Source organism: Oceanobacter antarcticus, assembly GCF_044962685.1.
GTDB classification, from domain to species: domain Bacteria; phylum Pseudomonadota; class Gammaproteobacteria; order Pseudomonadales; family Oceanobacteraceae; genus Oceanobacter; species Oceanobacter antarcticus.
The window spans coordinates 45,685-70,289 of record NZ_JBBKTX010000002.1; the positions used below are offsets into that span (position 1 = coordinate 45,685).

Annotated in this window: 20 protein-coding genes, 1 tRNA gene and 1 pseudogene; 13 read left to right on the forward strand and 9 right to left on the reverse strand. The window is 50.5% G+C overall.

The window, feature by feature from the left end; translation table 11 throughout:
• Positions 1-52 precede the first annotated feature (52 nt).
• Positions 53-958 carry a 1-aminocyclopropane-1-carboxylate deaminase/D-cysteine desulfhydrase gene (locus tag WG929_RS01785; RefSeq protein ID WP_416204642.1) on the forward strand — a complete coding sequence of 302 codons (906 nt, stop codon included), beginning with the start codon at positions 53-55 and terminating at the stop codon, positions 956-958.
• A 6-nt stretch (positions 959-964) separates the two neighbouring features.
• Here WG929_RS01785 and WG929_RS01790 read toward each other — a convergent pair whose 3' ends face one another.
• Complete coding sequence (locus tag WG929_RS01790; protein WP_416204643.1) at positions 965-1,834, reverse strand: DUF1853 family protein; 870 nt, start codon at positions 1,832-1,834, stop codon at positions 965-967.
• A 409-nt stretch (positions 1,835-2,243) separates the two neighbouring features.
• Between WG929_RS01790 and WG929_RS01795 the strand changes: the two genes are divergently transcribed.
• The 9 genes from WG929_RS01795 (at position 2,244) to WG929_RS01835 (ending at position 14,123) form a co-directional block, all read left to right on the forward strand.
• Positions 2,244-3,128, forward strand: coding sequence for an NAD(+) kinase (locus tag WG929_RS01795; RefSeq protein ID WP_369857520.1), 885 nt, complete (start codon positions 2,244-2,246; stop codon positions 3,126-3,128).
• A 2-nt stretch (positions 3,129-3,130) separates the two neighbouring features.
• A complete protein-coding gene (locus tag WG929_RS01800; protein WP_369857521.1) occupies positions 3,131-4,087 on the forward strand; it encodes a metallophosphoesterase in 957 nt (318 codons plus the stop codon).
• Entirely contained in the window at positions 4,087-4,932 is an 846-nt protein-coding gene (locus WG929_RS01805; RefSeq protein WP_369857522.1) for a rhomboid family intramembrane serine protease, read from the forward strand. Before WG929_RS01800 ends, WG929_RS01805 begins: the two co-directional genes overlap by 1 nt.
• 21 nt (positions 4,933-4,953) lie before the next feature.
• Entirely contained in the window at positions 4,954-5,217 is a 264-nt protein-coding gene (locus tag WG929_RS01810) for a YeaC family protein (protein WP_369857523.1), read from the forward strand.
• A 4-nt stretch (positions 5,218-5,221) separates the two neighbouring features.
• Positions 5,222-6,064: a DUF2797 domain-containing protein gene (locus WG929_RS01815; protein ID WP_416204644.1), complete on the forward strand. Its 843-nt coding sequence runs from the start codon at positions 5,222-5,224 to the stop codon at positions 6,062-6,064.
• A 97-nt stretch (positions 6,065-6,161) separates the two neighbouring features.
• A complete protein-coding gene (gene pepN / locus WG929_RS01820) occupies positions 6,162-8,807 on the forward strand; it encodes an aminopeptidase N (protein ID WP_416204645.1) in 2,646 nt (881 codons plus the stop codon).
• A gap of 11 nt (positions 8,808-8,818) precedes the next feature.
• A complete protein-coding gene (locus tag WG929_RS01825) occupies positions 8,819-10,204 on the forward strand; it encodes a DUF1329 domain-containing protein (protein ID WP_416204646.1) in 1,386 nt (461 codons plus the stop codon).
• A 245-nt stretch (positions 10,205-10,449) separates the two neighbouring features.
• Positions 10,450-11,640, forward strand: coding sequence for a WD40/YVTN/BNR-like repeat-containing protein (locus WG929_RS01830; protein ID WP_416204647.1), 1,191 nt, complete (start codon positions 10,450-10,452; stop codon positions 11,638-11,640).
• 2 nt (positions 11,641-11,642) lie between these two features.
• A complete protein-coding gene (locus WG929_RS01835) occupies positions 11,643-14,123 on the forward strand; it encodes an efflux RND transporter permease subunit (RefSeq protein WP_416204648.1) in 2,481 nt (826 codons plus the stop codon).
• A 626-nt stretch (positions 14,124-14,749) separates the two neighbouring features.
• Here WG929_RS01835 and WG929_RS01840 read toward each other — a convergent pair.
• The 3 genes from WG929_RS01840 to WG929_RS01850 all read right to left on the reverse strand — a co-directional run bounded on the left by WG929_RS01840 (position 14,750) and on the right by WG929_RS01850 (position 16,175).
• Positions 14,750-14,835: transfer RNA gene (locus WG929_RS01840), tRNA-Leu, on the reverse strand.
• Between the two features lie 319 nt (positions 14,836-15,154).
• Positions 15,155-15,805, reverse strand: coding sequence for a DNA methyltransferase (locus WG929_RS01845; protein WP_416204649.1), 651 nt, complete (start codon positions 15,803-15,805; stop codon positions 15,155-15,157).
• Between the two features lie 31 nt (positions 15,806-15,836).
• Positions 15,837-16,175 (reverse strand): hypothetical protein, encoded by a 339-nt coding sequence (locus tag WG929_RS01850; protein ID WP_416204650.1) that lies wholly within the window; start codon positions 16,173-16,175, stop codon positions 15,837-15,839.
• A 349-nt stretch (positions 16,176-16,524) separates the two neighbouring features.
• Here WG929_RS01850 and WG929_RS01855 point away from each other — a divergent pair, with 349 nt between their 5' ends.
• Both WG929_RS01855 and WG929_RS01860 read left to right on the forward strand, forming a co-directional pair.
• On the forward strand, positions 16,525-16,788 hold the full coding sequence (locus WG929_RS01855; protein WP_416204651.1) for a type II toxin-antitoxin system RelB/DinJ family antitoxin: 264 nt from the start codon (positions 16,525-16,527) through the stop codon (positions 16,786-16,788).
• Positions 16,788-16,997: pseudogene (locus tag WG929_RS01860) on the forward strand (type II toxin-antitoxin system RelE/ParE family toxin); the annotation flags it as partial. The gene WG929_RS01855 and the pseudogene WG929_RS01860, both read left to right, overlap by 1 nt.
• Positions 16,998-17,487: 490 nt before the next feature.
• On the opposite strand, the gene WG929_RS01865 reads toward WG929_RS01860, so the two are convergent.
• The 5 genes from WG929_RS01865 to WG929_RS01885 form a co-directional block, all read right to left on the reverse strand.
• Positions 17,488-20,448 carry a hypothetical protein gene (locus WG929_RS01865; protein WP_416204652.1) on the reverse strand — a complete coding sequence of 987 codons (2,961 nt, stop codon included), beginning with the start codon at positions 20,446-20,448 and terminating at the stop codon, positions 17,488-17,490.
• A gap of 402 nt (positions 20,449-20,850) precedes the next feature.
• A complete protein-coding gene (locus tag WG929_RS01870; protein ID WP_416204653.1) occupies positions 20,851-21,399 on the reverse strand; it encodes a M48 family metalloprotease in 549 nt (182 codons plus the stop codon).
• 488 nt (positions 21,400-21,887) lie between these two features.
• Positions 21,888-22,328: a RadC family protein gene (gene radC, locus WG929_RS01875; protein WP_416204654.1), complete on the reverse strand. Its 441-nt coding sequence runs from the start codon at positions 22,326-22,328 to the stop codon at positions 21,888-21,890.
• Between the two features lie 148 nt (positions 22,329-22,476).
• Positions 22,477-22,839 (reverse strand): hypothetical protein, encoded by a 363-nt coding sequence (locus tag WG929_RS01880; protein WP_416204655.1) that lies wholly within the window; start codon positions 22,837-22,839, stop codon positions 22,477-22,479.
• A 124-nt stretch (positions 22,840-22,963) separates the two neighbouring features.
• Complete coding sequence (locus WG929_RS01885) at positions 22,964-23,368, reverse strand: hypothetical protein (protein ID WP_416204656.1); 405 nt, start codon at positions 23,366-23,368, stop codon at positions 22,964-22,966.
• A gap of 256 nt (positions 23,369-23,624) precedes the next feature.
• Between WG929_RS01885 and WG929_RS01890 the strand changes: the two genes are divergently transcribed.
• A complete protein-coding gene (locus WG929_RS01890; protein WP_416204657.1) occupies positions 23,625-24,593 on the forward strand; it encodes an AAA family ATPase in 969 nt (322 codons plus the stop codon).
• The last annotated feature ends 12 nt before the right edge of the window (positions 24,594-24,605 follow it).

Below are 24,605 nucleotides of genomic sequence, written 5' to 3' on the forward strand. Positions count from 1 at the left end.
TTTACTGGTGTTTTGCTCCTGCACGGATTGTCTCACGGCTGTTGAATCATTTTTGTCTCTGTGTCGCTGCCTGAACGTTGAGCCTTTTCCGGAGATTGCCGGAATGGATGTCTCCGGGGTTGCTGTATTGCGGCTGGATCGTATTCATCCGGTACTGTCGGGCAATAAACTGTTCAAACTCTTGTGTCACTGGCAGCCTTGGCAGGCGAGTCGCCAGCCAGGCTGGATTACTCCAGGCGGTGTCTGGTCGAATCACCTGCATGCGGTGGCTTTTCTGGGGCAGCGCCTGGGAATACCAACTACCGGCCTGATCCGTGGTTATGAACATCTGCCGCTGACCGCAACCCTGCAGGATTGCGCCGACTGGGGTATGCAGTTGGTCTTTCTGTCCAAAGTTGAATACCGGCAACGCTATCACCAGGCTTGGCAGCGTCATTGGTCACGCGTGACAGACAGCTATTTTATGGGTGAAGGCGGTGCTTTATTGACTGCTAGAGGGGCGCTGGCCGTTCTGGAGAACGGCAAAGATCCTGGTGGGCAGGCGTTTGATGAGCTTGCCAGGGTTTGCAGCCGATATGATCAGGTCTGGCTGGCCGTTGGCAGCGGCACAACCGCAGCACATCTGCTGCCGCGTTTGCCGCCGCATGTGGTGCTGATGGCGGTGAATACTGTGGCTGATGACGGTGCTATGGAACGGCGTTGGCAGCAAGAGTTCGCTGGCAGGCAATGGCAGCTTGTTGCCTCTGTGGCGCGCCGGTTCGGGGCGCAATCCGACGTGTTGCGGGAACGTATTCTTGCTTTCGATCAGCAGGGTTTGCCGCTTGACCCTGTGTATGGCGCTGCTCTGGTAGAGACTTTTTTGCAGCAGCAGTCACTTTGGCAGGGCAAATCCGTATTGCTGATTCATGGTGGTGGTTTGCAGGGGCGACGGGGTATCGGCTTGGACATTGACTGCTGAGCAAAATCAGTCTGGCCAACGATCCGCAACCACCATCCAGCGTTGCTGTTCGGCCCATTGCTGCTGCCCGGTTGACTGTTGCTGCAGCGGTTTTACCCGAGCAAGGCAGAGCGGAACCTGCAAGTGACGAAAATGGCAGCCGAGCAGCTGGACGACATCGGCAGCACTGGCAGCAATTGGCGACAGTACCGGGCTGAGCCATTCGTCTCTCGCTAAAATTACCCAGAAGCCTTCGGTGATATGGTTTGGCACGGCACTGGCGTGACACCAGCGGCCTTGCCAATGCAGTCGATTGACTTCTTGCGGAAGTTGCGCCGTAACGGTGCTGTCGGCAGGATAAAACAGACAGCCGCGAAACACCGCTTCGGAGTCTGTGGGGTGCCAGCCCATTGCTGCCAGCTGCTGCTGTGCTTCAGCCAGGCGAGACAGCGGCAACTGTTGTTCACGGGTATGACGTATTTTGTTGGCCAGTCGATCACGCCGATTGGGGCCAATCCAGTCGTTGCCGATGCCAAGATAAAACTTCAGCGCCAGTTCAATATGGCAGTGCTGCTCACCAGTATCGATCAGCAAATCAAGCTCACCTAATGTACGGCCATACTGGGAAATCTGGATGTTGGCGTCCCAGCGCCAGTTGCTGTGTTGCAACCATTCGTGCCAGAGCGACTCGAATATCAGGCCCAGACGACTGTGTTTGGAGTGCTTGATACGCGGCCAACTGGCAGGCGAACCGGCTTGCTGCTGCAGCTGGGAAAACCATTGTGGCTGTGCGGCCGACCAGGAGCAGTCGAGCAGCGATGGTGACACCAGCGCCCATGTCAGATCACGCAGATGCTTGTCAGTCAGTTGGAAAAAGGGGTCGTCAGGCGTTTGCATGCGTCAGGTCAACAAGCCTTTTGGTAGTTGCTGTGATATAAATCGCGCACTTTAGGGGACATCTATTTAATCCGGTGCTCACTCTGGGCTAGCGGATGGTGTCGAATCACGAAGCCGACTTGCAGGCCTGACGGGTCACGTCAAACGTCGGCGACACAGAGTCGAGATCATCCGGCAGCCCCTGCAGGGCGCAGGTTGCCGCCGTCCAGTGCGGTGTTGACGAATGTGAAAAGGACGCGTCCTTTCGCTGCCTTGCCCTGAACAACGGCAACACTCGCGCAGAGCCGTGCAGGATTAAATAGATGTCCCCTTTATATTCCCGACACTGGCAGTATCAGTTTGGCAGGATTGGGTACCATAACAGCGCCGGGTACAGGCCGCATCGATAACAACGACTTGGGTTAGGGTGATGGAAGAATTCCGCAATATAGGCCTGATTGGCCGCCTGAACAGTAACAAGGTCATTGAAACCGTCAAGCGATTGTCCCGCTTTCTGACTGATGAAGGGTACTACGTCATTCTGGACGATCGTATTGCCGAGGTGATTCCAGGTCACAATATGCAGGTCAGCAAGGTTAATTTGCTGGGTGAGATTTGTGATCTGGTGATTGTTGTCGGCGGCGATGGCAGTTTGCTGGGAGCTGCCCGCGCATTAGCCAAATATCATATTCCGGTGTTGGGGATTAACCGTGGGCGTCTCGGTTTTCTTACCGACATCAGTCCAGACGAAGGCATGTGTGATGAGGTGCTGGCCGTTTTACAGGGCGAGTACACCAGCGAATTGCGCTTTTTGCTGGATGCCGAGGTCAAGCGCGATGGCAATCCGATTGGTGCCGCCGCTGCCCTGAATGACGTGGTATTACATCCGGGCAAGTCGGCCAGAATGATTGCCTTCGATCTGTATATTGAAGGGCAGTATGTATACAACCTGCGTTCGGATGGCCTGATTGTCTCGACGCCAACCGGCTCTACGGCTTATTCGTTGTCGGGAGGCGGGCCGATTATGCATCCCAAGCTGGATGCGCTGGTGCTGGTGCCGATGTTTCCTCATACCTTGTCGAGTCGGCCGATTGTGGTGGATGGCAAAAGCGAAATCAAAATCCATGTTGATGGCGACCTGGATATTTACCCGACGCTCAGCTGTGATGGCCAGACCCATATTCCATGCGCGCCGGGCGATACCATTACCATTCGCAAAAAAGCGCACAAGCTGAAGTTGATTCACCCCAAAGGGCATAATTTCTACGAAATCTGCCGCACCAAACTGGGCTGGAGCAGTAACCTTGGAGACTGAACATGCATCAGGGATATGACCTGATCGGCGATATACACGGCTGTGGGCAGACCCTCGTAACTTTGCTTGAGCAAATGGGCTACCGCAAGCAGCACGGTGTTTATCGTCACAATAACCGCAAGGCAGTCTTTGTTGGTGATGTGGTTGATCGTGGCCCGCACATCCGCCTGGCCTGCGAAATTGTCAAGAACATGGTCGATGCCGGTGAAGCAGAAATGCTGATGGGGAATCATGAATACAATCTGATTACCTATTGCACCAAAGCACCGGCCGGTATGCGTCAGCCGTTTTTACGCGAGCATACCCGTCGTAATACCCGCATCGTCGAAGCCACCATGGAGCAGTTTGCCAATTATCCACAAGAGTTGAACGAAATGCTCGACTGGTTTCTGGAACGGCCGCTATTTGCCGAATACGACCATTTTCGTGTGGTGCATGCCTGTTGGGACAGCGACATGATTGCGGAATATATTGCCCGCTATGGTGGTAACCAGCTGGATCGTGATTTGCTGGTGGAATCGGTTGATACGTCCAGTTTCTTGCATCAGTTCCTGGATCGGATGCTACGCGGTACATCGCTGAAATTACCGCAAGGACGTTCCATGACCGCCAAGGATGGTTTTGTGAGGCAGTTTTTTCGCACCAAATTCTGGGAGCATGAACCGAGTCGCTACAGTGATGTCCTTTTTCAACCGGATCCACTGCCAGATGACCTGCAGCATTCGCTGCTGAGTGACGCGGAAAAACGTCAGCTGTTGTTTTACAGTGCTGAGGAAAAGCCGCTGTTTTTTGGTCATTACTGGATGGCAGGTATCCCCTCGCCGTTAAGCAGCAACCTGGCCTGCATTGATTACAGTGCGGTCAAATATGGCCGCCTGGTTGCTTACCGCATGGATACCGAACATCAATTGCAACCCAGTAAATTTACCTGGGTCAGAGTGGAAAAAAACGAGCGCTGATGGAAGCTTTGCTGGTACTGGTAGCAGGCGCGACGGTCGACCTGTCGCCGATCACACAACAATTATGGGCACATCGTATCGCTCATCGGGTAGTGATGGTGGATGGCCAGCAGCACATCTATCTGGCTAATCCGGCCGATATTCCCCAGGTTCGGGCCTGGGTCGAACAGTGGCGGGAAGGTCAGTTGGATGCCCCAGAAATCGAGCCGGTGAGCACCCGGCCGCTGGTGTCGCTGATTCTGATGTTAACCAGAATTCCGGTGACACTGGGTGTTTCTGTGCTGTTGGTGCTGATCTTTGGCTGGATGCAGCTATCCACCGACTGGTTGCCTTGGGTTCGGCCGGGAGATGGCCTCTGGCCGGATCAGCGGCTGAATTTTGCCGCTTATCTGGATATCGGGCTATTAGCCTGGCTCAAGCCGTTACTGGTGCATTTTTCGCTGATGCATCTGGTGTTTAACGGCATGTGGTGGTGGATTCTTGGTCGTAATGTCGAGCAGCACGATGGTTCGCGGATGTTGCTGTTGTTGACGCTGCTTACCGGGCTGGTGGGCAATGTGGCGCAATGGTGGTATAGCGGCCCCGGCTTTGGCGGGTTGTCTGGTGTGACTCTGGGGCTATTGGGCTGGATTGGCTGGCGCCAGTATCAACGCAAGATAGCGTACTCCGTGCCACCCATGTTATTGCCGGTGATGGCCGGTTGGCTGCTGCTGACCATGATGGGGGACACTCTGGTACCGGGTCTGACCGGTATCGCCCATGGTGCTCATCTGGGTGGGCTGATCTCCGGTATGTTGCTGGCGACCGTGTGGCCAGCCCGGCGACCCGCAACGCCCAATACGTAAAAAATTGTCTGGAGGTAACCTATGACCTTGCAAGATCTGATTCAGTCCCTGACGCCGGACGTCTATGAAAACCTGAAAAATGCCGTGGCGCTGGGCAAATGGCCTAATGGCATTGCCTTGCAGCAAGGCCAGCGCGAGCTGTGCCTGGAAGCGATTCTGCATTATGAAATAACCCACCAGGTACCAGCCGATCAGCGGGTCGGTTATGTCGGTGGCGCCTGTGCCAGCGGCAATGTGGATATTATTGGGCGCGATGACAACGTTCAGCCGCTGACACTGCAATAGCGGCATGACAGACAGCTACAATGGCAGCCTCAGCAAGATGACCGCGACCGCCGATGCCGAAGGGCAAGTGGCTTATCAGCTGTCACTGGGGCGCGACCAGATCGATATGAACGCCTGGCTGGGGCAGCGTCTGGCGCTGAGCTGGAACGGTACGATTCATTGTTGTGCTTGCGGCCGCCACACCCGTAAAAGTTTCAGTCAGGGGTATTGTTATCCGTGTTTCAGCAAGCTGGCGCAATGCGATCGTTGCATGATGAGTCCGGAAACATGCCATTTTCACCTCGGTACCTGCCGTGAGCCGGAGTGGGCGGAGCAGGTCTGCTTTCAGCCCCATTACGTCTATTTGGCCAATTCTTCCGGTATCAAGGTAGGCATTACCCGTGCCGGTCAGCTGCCAACCCGTTGGCTGGATCAAGGTGCTGTGCAGGGGATAGCGATTGCAAAAGTAGCCAGTCGGCGGGTGTCTGGCGTGCTGGAAGATCTGCTGCGTCAGCGGGTGGCCGACAAGACCAACTGGCGGACGATGCTGAAAGGTCAGAACCCCTTGCTGGATCTGGCATCTGAACGCGACGCCCTGTTTGATGAATTTGACCGTCGTATCCTTGGGCTGGCCGAGCAGTTTGGCGAACACGCCATTGAATGGTTATCCGCTGATGCCACACTGTCGCAAAGATTTCATTACCCTGTGCTGGAATACCCGACCAAGGTAACCAGCCACAATCTGGACAAGACACCAGACGTGCAGGGCCGGCTGCTCGGCATCAAGGGGCAGTATCTGATGCTGGATAGCGGCGTCATCAACCTGCGCAAATACACCAGTTATCAGATCACTCTGACTAAATATTGACGCGATCTGACTAATACTCCTGCTCGATAACAACGACCGTTTTATGATCAGATGGTCAGGGTTGCAGAGAGAACCGACTTCAGAAGGAAACAGATACATGCGTGACGCTCAACCTCAAAGTATTTACCTGAAAGATTATTGCCAGCCCGAGTACTGGATTAGCCAGACGGAACTGACTTTTGATCTGCAGGACGATGCGACCGTCGTAACTGCCGTATTAACGCTGGAAGCCAACAGCGCAGGTGCTCAGTCCGGTGTGTTGGAGCTGCATGGCCAGCAGCTGGAATTACTGGGATTGACACTGGATGGCGACGTGTTGGGCACCGGGCGTTATACCGTGACGGATGAGACGCTGAGCATCACCGGTCTGGCGCAACAGCATTTCCTTACCATAGTGACGCGAATCTACCCGGCTACCAATACCGCACTGGAAGGCTTGTATCGCTCTGGCGGGATGTATTGTACCCAGTGCGAAGCCGAAGGTTTTCGCCGCATTACCTACTATCTGGATCGCCCGGACGTGATGTCGGTGTTCACCACTCATATCATTGCCGATGGCAGCCGTTATCCCGTAATGCTGTCGAACGGTAACTGTACGGCGGATGAGATGCTGGCGGATGGTCGTCGCAAGGTCACCTGGCTTGACCCACACCGCAAGCCTGCCTACTTGTTTGCCCTGGTGGCGGGTGATTTGCTGAATAAAGAAGACCGTTTCACCACCATGAGTGGTCGTGACGTGACGTTAAAAATCTTTGTTGAGCCACAGAACATCGATAAAACCGACTACGCCCTTGATGCGCTCAAGCGCTCGATGCGCTGGGATGAAGAAGTCTACGGTCGCGAATACGATCTGGATATTTTCATGATTGTGGCCGTGGATGATTTCAACATGGGTGCGATGGAAAACAAGGGGTTGAATATCTTTAACTCCTCCTGTGTGCTGGCCAATCCAGCGACCGCTACCGATGCGGCGTATCAACGTATTGAAGCCATTGTGGCGCATGAATATTTCCACAACTGGTCGGGTAACCGGGTGACCTGTCGCGACTGGTTCCAGCTCAGCCTGAAGGAAGGGTTTACCGTATTCCGTGATGCCAGCTTCTCGGCAGATATGCACTCGGCTACGGTCAAGCGGATTGAAGACGCCAAGATGGTCCGTACGGTACAGTTTGCCGAAGATGGTGGCCCAATGGCGCACCCGGTGCAGCCGGATTCCTTTATCGAGATCGCCAATTTTTATACCGTTACCATTTATGAAAAAGGCGCCGAGGTGGTGGGGATGATCCACAAGATCCTTGGGGCGGAAGGCTTCCGTAAGGGATCGGATCTGTATTTTGATCGCCATGATGGTCAGGCCGTGACCATTCACGATTTTGTCGCCGCCATGGAAGACGCCAATGGTGTTGACCTGACCCTGTTCAAACTCTGGTACAAGCAAGCCGGTACTCCAGTGGTCAGCGCTGCTGTCGATTATCGCGAAGATGAGCAGGCGCTGTATCTGACCTTGCGTCAACAATGCCCGGACACTCCAGGGCAAATCGGCAAGCAGCCCATGTGGATTCCGGTGCAGCTGGGTCTGATCGCTGCCGATGGTCAGGACTTGCCGGTACAGGTGGCTCCAGCGCTCAATACCGCCGGTATGGAAACCTGGACCAGCGCCAGCCAGGTGCTGCACTTTACCGAAGCCGAGCAAACTTTTGTGTTCTCGGGACTGGCACAACCACCGGTGTTGTCGTTATTCCGTGATTTTTCGGCGCCGGTCAAAGTCGAGTTTCAACAGTCGCCACAAGAACTTTTGTTCCGGTTACAACACGACAGCGACGGCTTTAATCGCTGGGATGCCGGTCAGCGGCTGATGCTGGACTGGATTGATCAGGCCCGACTGGATGAATTTGAATTACCGGAAGATGCCCGGCAAGTGATGGTGCAGTTGCTGACTGACGAAACCCTCGATCCTGCCATGGTCAGCTACCTGTTGACCTTGCCATCGGAAGCCTATATTGCTGAATTCAGTGATCCGGTAGATCCTCATGCGATTCACCTGGGTCGCAAGCGGGTTCGTCTGGCCATGGCGATGGCCCTGAACGAGCAGTTTGCCGCCTGTTATCAGCGCTTGGTCAGTCATGCCGAATATCAGCCGGAGCCACAGCAAATGGCAGCCCGGACGTTAAAAAACCTCGCTCTGAGTTATTGGAGCGTGGCGTCGGATGCCGGTATTCGCCAGGCGCTGGCGCAGTTTGGCAGCACGGATAATATGACCGATCAGATGGCAGCGCTGGTGGCGTTGATCAATAGCGGTGATGACGAGCTGGCGCAGCAAAGTCTGGATGCTTTCTATCAGCAGTGGCAAAACGATTCACTGGTGGTGAACCAGTGGCTGTCGGTACAGTCCGGTTCTGCAGATCTTGGTACACTCAGTCGTATTCAGCAGTTACTGGAACACGAAGCCTTTGATTGGCGTAACCCGAACAAGATTCGCTCGGTGATTGGTGCATTTGCCAATCAGGCCCTGTGCCATTTCCATGCAGTAGATGGCAGCGGCTATGAGTTACTGGCCGATGCGATTATTCGACTGAATGCCACCAATCCACAGATTGCCTCACGTTTGTTGACACCGCTGACCAAGTGGCGTCGCCTGATCCCTGAGCTATCTGAACAGATGAAGGCCCAACTGGAACGGGTGGCGGCCCAGCCTGACCTGTCTCGTGATGTCTACGAAGTAGTCAGTAAAAGCCTGGCCTGAGGATTATCTGTTTGTGGCGCTGGCTGTTGCTGACATGTCTGTTGCTGGCGGGGCTGGCACCTGGTGCATTGGCGCAAGGTGTTAGTCAACGGACAGATTATCTTGCCGCCGAGCTGGACGATACACAGCTGACCGAGCGATTGGCCCGCGCAACTCGTCTGTCTGATGAGCTGACGCCACTGGGTGCAATACGCGCCGGTAATGGCACCGATATTCCGGTCTGGCGTGGTGGATTGCGGATGCCTCCTCTCGGTTATCTGGCTATTGGCCAGCCGCATATTGATCCCTTTGCCGATGAAACCGAACTGTTGCGGCTGTCGGCTGATAACCTGTCCGACTATCGATACTTTGTAACTCCCGGCTTGCAGGCATTGCTGGAACGTTATCCGGGCAGGGCCTACTTGTCGGTTTACCCTTCCCATCGAACGGCTGCTGCACCGGATACGGTGTATGAGCAAACCTATAAAAATGTCATACGTGCGGAAACCAGTTGGGATGGCTCCGGGTTTTATTATGCCTGGGGCGGTATTCCTTTTCCGCTGCCGGACAATGGTCAGCAGGTGATCTGGAATCATCTGGCCAGTTGGCGAGGGAAGCAGCTCCAGGCTCGTTGGCGTGAAATTCAGGTGTCTGGCGAGCAGCAGCACGTCATCAACTGGCTAGTGCAAGAAGACTATCCGTATTATTTCCAGCGTGACCGTTGTCTGTTGCCTCTGGCCCGTTGCGAACCCGACCGCCGCAACGGTCGCAGCAAACGCAAGGATCTGACTCTGTTCCAGCGTCAATGGAGTGCCGTTGGACAAGGATTGTTGCGGACGACGCATCAACTGGAATTACGGGAAGGCGTGGAACACAGCTATCGTCGCCAGCAGGGTGGGTGGCCCGATGGCTGGAACAGCGACCTTCGCAGCGCTGATGATGTGTCACTGTTTAGCGGTTCTCCACAGCAATATCACTGGATGCTACTGGGTAAGCGCGAGCTCTATATTCCCTACAATAATTATCGGTTTGAGGCTCTGGATGATGCCGTGTTACTGCAACCGGGACATTTGGCCAGCGCTGCGCTGCGATTCGAAAAACATCGTGTTTGGGTGGTGGATGGAACCCTGAAAAAAGGCGCGACAAACCCCTATAGCAAACGGGTCTATTATGTTGACGAAGACAGTTGGCAGATTGCTCTGGCCGATTTTTATGGCGCCGACGGCCAGTTGCAACGACTCGGCCTAGCGCTGTTAAAAAGCTTTTATGAGTTACCCGCCGTGCTGCCTGCGGCAACCGTTATTCACGATCTCGATACCGGCAGTTACAGCGTGACCGGGCTGGAGTCCGGGCAAGCAGAGATGCGTCACTTTGACCAGGCTATAGAAGGAGAAGGGATCATGGTGGAGATCGACTGAATGGGCGAGTCCATTCGTGGTTGCGCTGGGCGGACAACGTGCTGCTTACCCTGTTTGGCCCATTCTGGCCTGGGTTCCGGGATAACAGGTTCCGGGTTGGGTTCAGGTTTGAGTTCTGTGGGTGTCAGGTTGGCAAATACCCCAAGTCATGCGATTATCCACACATTAAGGATATAGACCTGTTCCTTTAATTCACATAAGGGCAGTTTTCTGTCTCATTCAACATAATAATAACGGAGTTCTTGATGCGTTTTATCAAGGCGTGTTTTCTCATGGTAACCCTCTCTCTGGGGGCGACGACCGTACTGGCAGAGTGGGTTGATCCCTTACAGGCTCCGGCGCAAGCCAGTGTTAAAGCGCATACCGCGTTACTACTCGATATTACCCATGCCGGTGATCGCCTGGTGGCGGTGGGTGCCTTCGGCCATATTCTGTATTCTGATGACAATGGCCAATTTTGGCAGCAAGCGCAGGTGCCGGTCAGGGTGACTCTGACGGCCGTTACCTTTATCGATGACCGTACTGGCTGGGCCGTGGGCCATGATGGCGTCGTACTGGCAACGGCTGACGGCGGCATGAGCTGGCATAAACAGCTGGATGGTTTTGCCGCCAATGACGCTATGGTCGTTGCCTCCGAACGGTTACTTGCCAAAGCCGAAGCTGCTGTATCAATGGCGTCAGATGTTGGTGATGAGGAACTCGAAGACGCTGAAGCCGCACTGGAAGCCGCCACCTTTGCTGTTGAGGATGCCGAGTATGACGTCTCCGTGGGTTCAACCAAACCATTGCTGGATGTGCTGTTTCTTGATGCCCAACATGGCTTTGCCATCGGCGCTTATGGCATGGCCTTTGAGACCAGTAACGGCGGTAAAAGCTGGACGGAATTTACCTCACGTTTGCCTTTGCCAGAGCGCTCCCATCTCAACAGCCTGGTACAGGCCGCCTATGGCCAATTGTATATCGTGGGTGAGCTGGGGCTTATTCTTACTTCTACCGATCAAGGCCATAGCTGGCAAGCTCTGGAGTCTCCGTACGACGGCTCGTTGTTCGGCATGATCAGTTCCGGTAATACCCTGACGCTGATGGGACTGCGTGGCCACCTGTTTCAATCGACCGATGCGGGCAATCGCTGGACAGAATTGGCGCTTAACAACGAACAAACGTTGTTTCAGGGCCTGGCCATGGCAGACGGTACACGGGTGCTGGTGGGGAATTCCGGTACTCTGATTCGGTTGGAACACCAGAACATCCAGGTGATCAATCTGACAGGGCGCAAGGGTATTGCTGGTTTGGCGGTGACTGAAGAGGGTTTTGTGCTGGTGGGCGAAGCCGGTGTACAGCGTATTAATCATCGTGGCAAGCTGATCAGTGCTGCCCGCATGACCACAGCAGACGGAGTTTCCTCCGGCGGACAACTGGCCGCGGAGGCGCAGTAATCATGGCTCAGAAACATCATTATTCGACCGAACCCGAACACTTTATTCTCTCGCCGGAAACTGAACCCTTGTTAGAGCGAGTGTTGTTTAATAATCGCTCGCTGGTGTTGATGCTGCTTGGTGTGCTGACCCTGGTGTTTGCATTTGGCCTGACCCAGATTCGTCTCGACTCCAGTATCGAAAAGTACATCCCTCTGAATCATCCCTACATCCAGAATTACCTGGTGCACAAGGATGATATGAAAAGCGGTATGGCCAATATCAAGATTGCGGTGGCCGCCGTGGAGGGAGATATATTTGATGACGACTACCTGAAAACACTGAGCAAAATTAACGACGATGTTTTTTTTGTTGCCGGTGTCGATCGTTCTGGTATGCAATCGTTATGGACACCGAATACTCGCTGGACTGAAGTAACCGAAGAAGGTTTTCAGGGTGGGCCGGTGATTCCGGCTAATTACGACGGCAGCCAAGCCAGTGTCGAGCAAGTACGGCAGAATATTCTTAAATCGGGACAGGTCGGTCGGCTGGTTGCCAATGACTTTTCTTCCACCGTGATTAACGTCCCGCTGGTGGATATCAATCCGGAAACCGGTGAAAAGCTCAGTTACCAGGCGTTGTCACATCAGCTCGAAGACCGGATTCGCGATCAGTACAGCTCTGACAAAATACGCATCTACATCACCGGTACGCCAAAAAAGCTGGGTGATCTGCTGGATGGCGCGGTCTCCATTGGTTACTTCTTTCTGGCGGCGATGCTGATGACGGCGGTATTGCTGTATCTCTACTCTCGTTGTCCGAAAGGCACGCTGGTGCCAATCATTGCATCGCTGATTGCCGTGGTCTGGCAGCTCGGAGCACTGGCACTGCTGGGCTTCAGTATTGACCTTTATTCGGTGCTGGTGCCGTTTCTGGTGTTTGCCATCGGCATCAGTCATGGCGTACAGCTGATTAACGGCATTGCCATTCATTCTGGCCAGGGGCTGGATAAAATGTCTTCGGCGCGTCAGGCGTTTCGTGGCTTGTATGTACCGGGAATGCTGGCCTTGCTCAGTGATGCCATGGGTTTTCTGACATTGCTGTTTATCGATATCGGCGTGATTCAGGAGCTGGCTATTGCGGCCTCGGTCGGGGTTGCCATGATCATCGTGACCAACCTGGTGCTGGTGCCGATTGTCATGTCCTATATCGGCATCAGTCCCTCTGGCGTTGCGCAAGCGCAAAAGGCAGAAAAAGCCAACCCGGTGATCTGGCAGTGGCTCAGTCACTTTACTGAAAAACGCTATGCCGTCGTGGCAATCTCACTGGCGTTAGTGCTGGGAGCCTGCGGCTTTTATTACAGCCAGGATCTGGAAATTGGGGATCTGGACAAGGGCGCACCGGAATTACGTGCCGATTCCCGCTACAACCAGGATAACGATTTTATGGTGGCGAATTATTCCACCAGTTCGGATGTGATGGTAGTGATGGCCGAAACACCGATCGAAATGTGTAATACCTTCAAGGTTATGGATGTACTGGACCGGTTTATGTGGCAAATGGAAAACGTACCCGGCGTGCAATCTACGCTGTCGCTGGTCACGGTCTCCAAGCTGGTTACCAAGGCGATGAATGAAGGCAACCTCAACTGGTATGCCTTGTCACGCAACCAGACCATCCTGAATACCTCTATTCAGCGGGCGCCGAGTGGGCTGTTGAACGCTGACTGCTCCATGGCTCCGGTTATTATCTATCTGAATGATCACAAGGCCGAGACGCTGAAAACGGTGGTGAATGCGGTTGAAGCGTTCAAGGTCGAGTACGATGATCAGGTGGATGAAATCTATTTTGGTATGCGTGCCGATGCTATCGAAAACGCCATTGCCGAAGGCAAAATAGACGCGGTTCCGCTGCGTTTGCAATTGGCTTCCGGTAATGCCGGGATCGAAGCGGCCACTAACCAGGTGATCGCTGACGCCCAGGACACCATGCTGATCTTTGTTTACGTGGTGGTGTTTTGCCTGTGTCTGTTGACCTTCCGCTCGCTCACCGCCGTCGCCTGTATCCTGCTGCCATTAGCGCTGACATCGATACTGGGACAGGCGTTGATGACCTGGCTGGGGATTGGCGTCAAGGTCGCCACACTGCCAGTGATTGCCTTGGGTGTTGGTATTGGCGTTGACTACGGCATTTATATCTACAACCGGCTGGAGGCGCTGTTAATCTCTGGGTTGTCGCTCAAAGATGCCTACCTGGAAACCCTGCGCTCTACCGGCAAGGCGGTCAGCTTTACTGGCGTCACACTGGCCATTGGCGTTGCCACCTGGATGCTGTCACCGATCAAATTCCAGGCAGACATGGGCATTCTGCTGACCTTTATGTTCCTCTGGAACATGCTTGGAGCGCTGGTGCTACTGCCAGCACTGGCCAGAGTCTTGCTCAACCCGGAGCGGATTCGGGAGCGTCATCAGCGTGCTCACCAAGGCGTACCACCAGCGGTGTAACTAACACCCCTGCCTTTAATGATTTTAGACACCCATTATTGGCGTTATATTAGCGCCAGCGCCAATAATGGGTGTCTATGAGTCAAAACGTCAGTCCGTTGCAGTAGGATTGCAGCTCAAAAGACGTTGGTTACCGAAAAGGTTACTCGATTGCTGAAGCCTGTTTGGTATTAGGTCTGGAACCAAGTGTCTTGCGGCGTAGGGAGAAATAACTTGGTCAGGAGCTGACAGGTATTACCCCGCTTCAGAATAATGCAATGACACTGAAGCAAGACCCTATCCATAGATACCGTGGCAACGAATCCTAAAATAGCAAAGACAATGGATCTGCTGCTGGAATACAGCCATTCAAACATGGCGCACAATCTGGAGAGCTAGAACGACAAAAAATAGAACGAAACAAGGTGCTTTTGACGGAGAAACTCTCAAAAACAAGGCACCGTTGATATCTCTGATGAGTATGTCCCTTACAAAATGCGGGCTTCAGAGCGATTGGAAGATAAGAAAGCGGTGCTTCAATTGGTGTTTTCAGAGCCGTTAGGGTACGACCGGGAGGAAGGTTCTCGAACACCCGAATTTCTTTGCTTTTCAAAGCAGCAGAAAAACTTCAGAGTTGAATAATCAAATGGTGCCCAGGGGGAGACTCGAACTCCCACGAGCATAGCTCACTGCGACCTGAACACAGCGTGTCTACCAATTCCACCACCTGGGCATTTTTATTGACTGGTTATGTCCAGTCCCGAGGTTGGCTGCCTCGACCAGTCGTACGATTTATCGTGCTTTACCATTATTACATTAAGGGCAAACGACAGGGTCGTTGCTGATTTTGATAATGGTGCGACTGAGTAGTCAGTACTCGAACTCACTGGCGCGCATACTAATGGATTGGGATGACTTCCTCAAGCAAAATGTTTCAACTTATCAAACGAAGCTATCCGGCCCGGAACCGGGCTGAATTCGTGGCCTGTGAGCAACTCATAAATGGGAATTAAACAGGCCGCCAAAATGGATTGGCGACCTGTATGGTCTGTTCATACTGCCTTTGGAAGGTGAACTGAAGCCAGACGGTTTCTGGCCAAGGTGCAGTAGCCGGGCTCAAGCTCTATACCCAGATAGTCCCTTCCGGACAGTGCCGCTGCTATGGCTGTAGTGCCAGAGCCAGAGAACGGATCAAGCACCAGATCTCCAGGGCGTGAGAATGCCTGAATCAGAGGCTTAATGACCTGTACGGCTTTCTGCGTGGGGTGTGACGCATTCCCGGAGTAGATCCAGCGCTGAACATCGTTCAACGGCTTCTCAGGAAAGTCTGGATAGCCTTTTGCCAGAACGTAAGCGGCTTCATGGGCAAAACGCACATGACCGGCGCGTCTTGCATAGCCTTTCGGCCAGACCAGATGACCGACAATCCGAAGACCGGCCTCCTGCCAGCAGTTTACAAACTGCGCAATGGCTGACCAGCCGTAGAAGCTGATGCAGTAACTCTCAGGTTTCAGTACCCGTGCTATTTCATTGAACACGGGCAGAACCCCATCCGGGTTATCGTCATTACGAACCTTTCTGCCGAATGAATCCTTATAACTGATGAGGTAGGGCGGATCAGTAACCACCAGATCAACAGAGTTTTCTGGCAGCGCAGACAGCAGATGCTGTGATTCACCGCACATGATTTGATTTCTGAACATAGTGTTATCCTTTCTTCCTTGAAACGGGGTTTTACTCGTCATCGTTATTAAACGCATCATCCAACAGCTGAATGATGGCCTCAGGCAGGTACTGGCGGGGGGCGTCGTAGCCGTGATTATGCTTGGACGTATTGGATGGTATGTACTCAACCCCATCTTTCTGGATGGAGGTGATAACGGTATTGTGCAGCCCCCATGTATAAGATTGAACAAGGTATCCAGCTTTGGAGAGCACACTTTCAACTTGCCAGGTTTCGACTTGCCAGGTTTCGACTTGCCCATCACCGTCATTGAAGCCGAATTTGTAAAAAGCCTCTTCCCAGTGCCAGAGGTAAGAAGACCCGCAGTTGTCGCATATTGAAATTGGCATGATGATAATCCTTTCCTTGATATTGCCGGTCGAATCCATTTCGACCTTATGCCAAGCAAAGGTCAGGCAGGGATGAGGGGAAGCGTCCAGCCCTTTTGTGGGGGACCGCTCAGAGAGGCTTGGGCGCAGCCCTTAGACGAACGAGCGGGTAAAAGGGCTTGAAGCGACACGCCTGCCTGACAGCGTGGGCGCTAAGGTACGAAATGAAGGTGATTGGCAGAAAGGACAACGTCTGTAACACGCAGAACGATATGCAGGCGAAGGCTGATTGCATGCATTTGATTGACAATTGCAGTCATTTGGTGTACAAGTATATGAGGTAGTAATGATAAGTATGCAGAGGTTTGATATGGCTACTAACGATACAGTTCAAGCACGCGTTTCCGCAGAGTTGAAAGCAGATGCTGAGGCAATTTTTGCGTCCATAGGCTTAAAAACTTCGGATGCTATTCGGCTGTTTTTACAACAGGCTGTCAATAGTGGTGGGCTGCCGTTCCAGCCGAAAGCTAAAGTTCCCAATGCTGAAACACTGGAAGCGATGAAAGAAGCTGAGAACGGACAAGGTACACGCTATAAAAACACGGATGCCATGTTTGAAGATTTAGACGTCTGATGTACGAATTATTTGCAACGAATAAATTTAAGCGCGACCTTAAGAAGTGCAAGAGACAGAATAAAGACGTACAGAAGCTCCATGTCATATTGGAGCTTTTGATTGCGGAGGAAGCTCTGCCAGTAAGCAATCGAGATCATAATTTAACGGGCAACTATGTTGATCATCGAGAATTCCATATCGAACCTGATTGGTTATTGATTTATCGTGGTAACGAAAGAGAAAAACTAATTGAACTTGTTCGCACCGGTTCGCATTCGGAGTTATTTTCATGAGCAAATGCTTGCAACCTCCCAGTACCAGAGGCAAGAAGACCCGCAGTTGTCATATATTGAAATTGGCACGATGATAATCCTTTCCTTGATATTGCCGGTTAAATCATTTCGACCTTATGCCAAGCAAAGGTCAGGCAGGAATGAGGGGAAGCGTCCAGCCTTTTGTGTGGGGTTGGTATTATGACTTTTCTAAGTTACGAAACCACTCTGATTCTGTGAGTCCAACACGAGAAAGGTCACTTGCCAAACGTTCAACTGCTCTTTGCGCGTGATTATTCTTTAGCTGATCAACCCATCGATAATTGATGCCAGAAATATCAGTAAAAAAATGTGGTCGCCATTATCACCTCTTGCAACTACCTGCTTTTTAACACCCATATTCCTCTCTAAAAACACGCACATACCAATGCATTTAAAAAATAAACTAGGAATAAAATAGAGGCTTGTGCGGAGCATCAAGCTCAAAAATTTTATAGCGAGCAATTAAAAACTGCTTTATTCCCTCAAAGTTTGGGGTCTGCGTTGGAGACGCAGGTTCCAGGTACCAAGTTTTCATTATGCTAATAAAGCTTATTCTTTCCTGCATCTCCAGATCAAAAATTGGCACCTGACCGATATCGAAGTTCTGCAACAGATCATTCATCTCACCATCAAAGATAGAATACATAGCTTTTTGCGTTGCATCAGCAGTCGCTTTATCAACCGGGTTCAAACCCAGCCCTATATGCACGATATGATTACATACTGCATTACAGACGATGACTGAAATATGCCAATCGAGATAACCGTCATTATGCAGTTTCTCCACAAATGATCTGTGATGCTCACTCATCATGATTTTTGGCCATATGATATCCATCATACCAGCTAGACGCTCATACCGATTTTTGGCGTGCTCCCGCCCCTCATCTTCAGAGAAATTAGCCCCAGGACCATTTATCCACGCTAACTGCGCATGCTCTGAATAGCAGAATTCTTTGCCTGCCTCTTTTGCATCCAGCTTCTTTCTAAGTTCTTCATTAAATAAATCTTCCGTGATTATTTCTTTGTATAACTCTGGATATGGCCTACCAAAAAAGGTCTTGCTTGATAGGCCTTTGTTCATAGCTTTTCCCAGCTTAGACTGAAATTCATTTTGGCTAAGCATTGAGCAATACGCCAAAGCAGAAACCGTATAAGCAAAAACCTCATTGGTTCTTTTATCCATAGCGGATTGCTTTTGAGGCTTAAATGGAGGAATAAAAATATCCCACTTCAACTTATCGTTATCTGGCCGCTCTTTTACATCGAACTTACCATCTTTAGATAAAATCGCGTTAATTTCTATCTTAACTGGCAACAGCTGGAAGTCATCTTGCGCAAGATCGACTAGCGCTATTTGCAAAACAGCTACAAACTCCTCTGCAACCCTGGTAATTTCATAGGAGTTATCGAAATGCACTTCCCACTCAATACCCAGCGCTTTCCAAGAAATAATCCGTGTATCACCAATATCCGAAAAAGGAATTCCCGTGAGATTTTCTTCAAACTTTTGCCAAATATCTTCATAGGATGCCGAGTGCCAAAAATTATCTTTAGGCAAATCATCAGTTATCTGTTTGAGTTCTGTTCGCATTTGGTCATCTAATAAAAACTCGTCTAGGCACTGCTCTACGTATTCATAGGCGTCCGGCCAAAAGCGCTTGGATAATGACCTGATAACCACAGTGTAAAAGATGGCCCTTTGCAAGCTATTATGTTCTGTAAGGTCCAAAGGGATGTTATCAAAGTGATGGTGCGTATATAGCCCTAAGCGCATCATCGAAAAATATGAAAACCAATCACCAGCTCCATAAGTAACCTCGGATGCTTGAAAAATACACTTGCTAATTAATGGGTGTAAATCCTCATTATCTGATCGAAATGCCAAAATGAATGATGAAAGCAAGTAATATTTTGCAGCATATTGCATACCCAACTCATCGTAGCACTGAGCAATGAAACGGGATGCCACTATGGTTCCACCAAGTGCCTCAGCAGAAAACCAATTAATTTTTACACGATGAAGGTGTTCGATAGCCTGGATAATTTTCCCATTATCATAAAAAGCCATCGCCCGATCTCGACATTTATCAGCCGCAGCATGCCCACCCATGCGAGCAGCTAGTAAATCATCTAATTTATCGGTAATTTCTAAAAACCGTTCATCATCACCAATCATATTGGTTAATAAAACCATAACATCAGAAAACTGCTCTAAAGGAAATAACGGAGCCTTGTCAATATTATCAGCCAGCTTTCTCCACCATTTAAAAGCTGTATCTAAATCAAAATCTGGATCAACTCCCTTATAAAACTGTAATAGATAGGCCCTCGCCTTGGCTTCAATTAATAAACAGCGCGTATTATCACCAAGGTCACTATCCAAAAAGTGATCAATACGGGACATCAGGCGTTTGGAAAGACCATGCAAGTACTCGGCCTCGACTTCAAACTCACCGAGCATTTTTCCGGTAGAACAAAAACTTAGAAGCACGCACATATCCGGCAATTGCAGCGGGTCATCAATCTCATCTAAATTCGCAAAGTACTCTTCAACAATACTCTTATATTGAGTTAAGTTTTTTTGCCCTCGAAGACCAGCCACGCAGATTTCATACTGTATCTTACGCTTTATTGGATCACCAGTAGTTTCAATCATCATACTAATTGCTGAGATCCAACTAGGAATGTCGACTTTTAATTTTTCATTATAAGTAGCTTCACGCAGACCATATTTTATTTGGCAGAAATCAGAAATATTAATTGGTTGCTCGCCATTCTTTATCCAGCGATCTTTATATTCAGTGTAAGATTCATCATCTGTTCTGGGAGCAGGGTATATATCAGCAGGAATATGCAAAAACTCTTCTGCAATCCAAAAAATATCGGGGTCACTCAAATTCTCTGAAAGAGCCTGACCATCAAAGATTTGCAGCTCAACTCCATAGTTATTATTGCACCATTTTATTAGTTGATTCCGCTTTGCAACCGGGACATCCTCAACACAAAAAAAGAAAACAGGCCTTCTCTCATCTGTTTGGGAAAAAATAGACTTAATATCGGCGCGTATTTTGGCGACAATCTTTTCCTGAAGTGAGCAGGCAAAAAAGATATTTCCCTGTTTAGAGTTACCCTCGAACAGAGTAGTATTTTCAATAGGCGAATCGAGATAGGTTTTGAATGTTTCAAAATCTCTACCCTGGTCGCCGCCTGTCCCTACAGGCCCTGTTGCAGGTAATAGATTTCTGCAAATCCGCTGTCTAGTAAACTCTCGTGTAATATCTTCGAAGCCATGATGTTTGTTTTGCGGTTTTAGTTGTTCCAACGCAAAACGGATTTGTGCTCTGACAGCTTGTATGGACATTAAATATCTCTACTAGGCTCAATCTCGATCAATGGGGTCCGATCAATGGGGTCAGAGTAACCGAATTTGTGTTTTGGCGAGCCCAGCTCATTATTTCGTTACTTACGCTGCTCATGTCATTTATGAGCCCATTGATACATTATTCTGCCACATATACAATAAATGCGACACATCCTTTATATATGTCCGCTTTGGGTCGATGGCAGACAAGCCGCAACTCTCCGATCATTAAGGTAGCTATAAACACCATCACGAGCAATGATGACGGTAAATACAGTCATAAGTTATTCACATTCACCATGAAAATGACAGCTCACTTTGCCGTTTATAGAATGAATGGCATTAAAACTCAGAGCCAATAGGTATGTGATATATTGAGGGCACTTATTTTCTTTTCCCTGTTTATTTTTGCTTACACCGCCAATACCCACCCCGGATCGCACTGTTCCGCTTTTGCCAGCCCGGATGAGTCTCTGAAGGGCTGACCGCCATTGAGTACCTCATGGCCTGCTCGAACTCACTTGTTCCCATATTGGCTAAGGCCAGAGCACAGCCAGCCCAGGCATCAGCGCTCAGCTCTTGCTGCCAGTCAGTCATCCGGTTGTAACTGCTTGTGTTGAAGTCTATGTGATGACCCAGCTCATGAGCAAGGATGGCAAACGGTACGCTCTCCCCGTAAGTACGGGCAAGATAGCCCATCCACTCTGGATCATAGGAGATTTCTGTTTCCTGAGCACGCAGATACTTTGCCTGTGCGTTGTTACGGACACCTTCTGCTGAGATGGTAATGTGCCCACATTTGCTTGGACAGAGCAGTTTGTAGATCTGGCGAATGTCCTGAAGTGCGATATCAATATTGTAATAGCTAGTGCGAGCTATATCACATGGTTGAGCGGCTGCGGTAAAAACCGTCAGGCTCAGCAGCAGTGCTGACAGATATTTGAATGTCATACATTCCCCCCTGGCAAATGCCGGACTGGCCTTGATGATTTCGGATTGTCAGGGAGGGCCAGTCGTAATCTGGGAAACTTGGGGCAGACACAATGTGATTGAGCGGCATCACGCTCACGCGCATCCAAACCGCGCAGGGTTGGTTGATGGGAAGTCCAGAAGGGAGAGCCAACATCTCCCGTCTGGTCATGGGGTCGTCAGGGGAGCAGGAACGCGCCCCTGCTGGTGATCGAACGGCCAGACGTTTGTGCATGGTCTGGTGCAGGTGGAGAGGCAATTCTCCAGATCCTGCGAGTGGTCGGAGCGGCGATACGCTCACTGACACCAATCTGGCTCAATGCCTGAGAGGGTGTCACGGCTGGGGATCAAACGGGGGCGCAGCATCCCCTTTGCAAGCAGTATGGCAATGCCATACACAGCTTGCGTTCGGTGTTAGAGGTTAAAAGCGGAGTGGGTCACAGAAGGTCAGCCAGCGGGTCACGTCCGTACTACAGCAAGCCATGCTCAGCAAAGGAATAAGGCTGACCACTGCCAATGATGAAGTGATCCAGGGTACGGATATCAACAAGGCTGAGTGCCTGCTGCAATCGCTCCGTAATCAGCTTGTCCGCTTGACTGGGTTCAGAAATACCGGATGGGTGGTTATGGGCAAAGATCACCGCCGCCGCATTAAACTGCAGTGCCGCTTTCACGACCTCTCTGGGGTAGACGGAGGCCGCATCAATCGTGCCCCGGAACATCTGAGTCAAATTGATCATCCCGTTCTGGTTATCCAGATAAAGGACGGCAAAAACCTCATGTTCTTTATCCGCCAGATTGAGTCTCAGATAATTCCGGACATCGTGGGGATTCTTAAAAGTGTGCTGAGGCCTGTGCAGCCGTGATTCCAGAATAGTCAGGGCATCATCAATAATGGTTTGTTCGTCCATGTGCAATATCTCCTTGCGTTGTTTATCATGCTTTCTCCTTAGAGCATTCCTTCCTCGTTATTGGGAAATTCCACGCGCTTCTTGCCCGGAAAAAGAAACGGCGACCATGGGCCGCCGTTTTCACGCTGAGATATTGAAGACATCGAATCTAACGGGATCGATCCGGATGATAGATACGGACGTACAGATCCAATAACCTCAACCGGTCAAAGCTGCGGCTCTTTATCATGGGTTGCCGGTCTGTAGTATCGGCTTTCAGGTAATAGCTGAGCCAACGCATCCCCTCATCATTGCCGAAAACGTCATCGACCAGTGGAGTCCGGTAGGGCACACCGGGGGCATACTGAATGGCTCCGCCATAATCCCGCAGCATATCCGACAGTTTTTCCCGCCACTGCCTGCGGGAGTAGTTAAGGTTACGGACAGCTCGCCAGAGCCTGAGGTAGTAGTTTCTGTCCTGGAGTTGCCAGTTAGTGACCAGATAGATCACGGGATGGAGTGTCGTACTCATAGTGTTTCCCTTTCTGATTGAGTTGAACAACAGAAAAGCAACCTAAGGGTGATGTTTTAGTATTTTGGGAAAAAGTCAGATGAATAATCAAAAGGACGAATGTTGAATTCGTAAGTACTTACCCTTATGAAGAGTGGGCTGTTATCTTTTGTATGACAGTAGGCCCAAAGCTGATTTCCATCTGTCTTTGTTGGGGTTTGACTCCGAGGTAGGTATCTAATCGATGAAAAATGGGTGCTAAAGGAACAACCAGCCCTTCGGTAACGGTTTCACTCAGGCGAGAGTAAGAAACTTTTGCTTCGCCCGTCACGACTACTAAGCAAGCAAGTGGATCTACTTCTCGAGGTGACTGAAGTATTTCAAGAAGCAGTCCCAGAATCCCACCTATAGCAACCCGCTTAATGCCGTATCTTTGTTCCATATATGTGATAACGGCAATAGTTAGTAGCTCAACTCGTGTAAACACGCGGCTTCGTCCAGTGCCTTGATCGAGTGTAAAAGAGGGTAAATCACGTAATAGAGCCCGCATTTGGTCTCTCGTATAACCAGATACTGAGCAAGCATCGGCCATCTTCAGAGTTCGAACATCCATTAGATTTGTGGTTCGTTGTGGATACTGCTGCCCATTAAACCAGTTTTTGGGTTATCTTGGCAAATATGTGTGTCCAATAGACGCATGCATGTGCTAAGATGGCATAATTCTAGATGGACGTTCACTCTATTGGTCAATATTGAGTTCCTGTAGGATGTAACACTATTTTTGAATTGATTAAGTAGGGAAAGTCATGGCCACTGCGGATCAGATTAAGTCACTCATTCGCTCGTATTCTGAAGAAGATCGGGAGCGTTTTTACTCGATTGCACTTCAGATGGCGGCTCATGAGGCAAAACAAGGACATGCAACTCTTGCTCATGAGATTCGTGAGCTCGTGGACAATCATCGGAAGAGGACCCGCCAAGGTCTCAAGGTTGTCCCTTTTCCTCAAGATTTGAACGGTCTTGTTGCATCAGAATCTCCAGAAATACCATTCCAGTTTTTAGTTGCCCCTCAGGCCACCTTGGATCGATTCCATCGGGTGATCCAAGAGTACTATCAACGTGGCAAGTTGCAGCAACACGGTTTGTCTAATCGTAGGCGTATTCTGCTTGCTGGACCTCCAGGCACTGGTAAAACTATGTCGGCAAGGGTTTTGGCGCATGAGTTAAAATTACCGCTTTATACCGTTCAGGTAGATCGACTTGTGACGAAGTTCATGGGGGAAACTAGCGCCAAGCTTCGTCAAATATTTGACATCATGGGGCAAAAACAAGGAGTTTACTTCTTCGACGAATTCGATGCCATCGGTGGTGATCGTTCAATGGACAATGATGTTGGGGAGATGCGTCGGGTACTAAATGCTCTGCTGCAATTTATTGAGCAGGATCAATCAGACAGTATTATTGTTGCGGCGACCAATAATCCTAAGCTTTTGGATCAGGCACTGTTTCGTCGATTTGATGATGTACTCTACTACTCTTTGCCGGATGAAGGTGAGCGAAAGCACCTGATTGAACTGATCATGGGGACTTTTCTTGCCAGCCGTTTTGCATGGAAAAAAGTGTTGTCTGGCTGTGAGGGGTTGAGCCAGGCCGAAATTGGCTCAGCATGCCGGGACGCAATTAAAGAAGCGGTACTACATGATCGATCTAAGGTAACTGCCGCTGAGTTAATTGGTACTATAAATCAACGGAGACAGGTCTATTCAGGGCTCTGATACTCTCTTCTA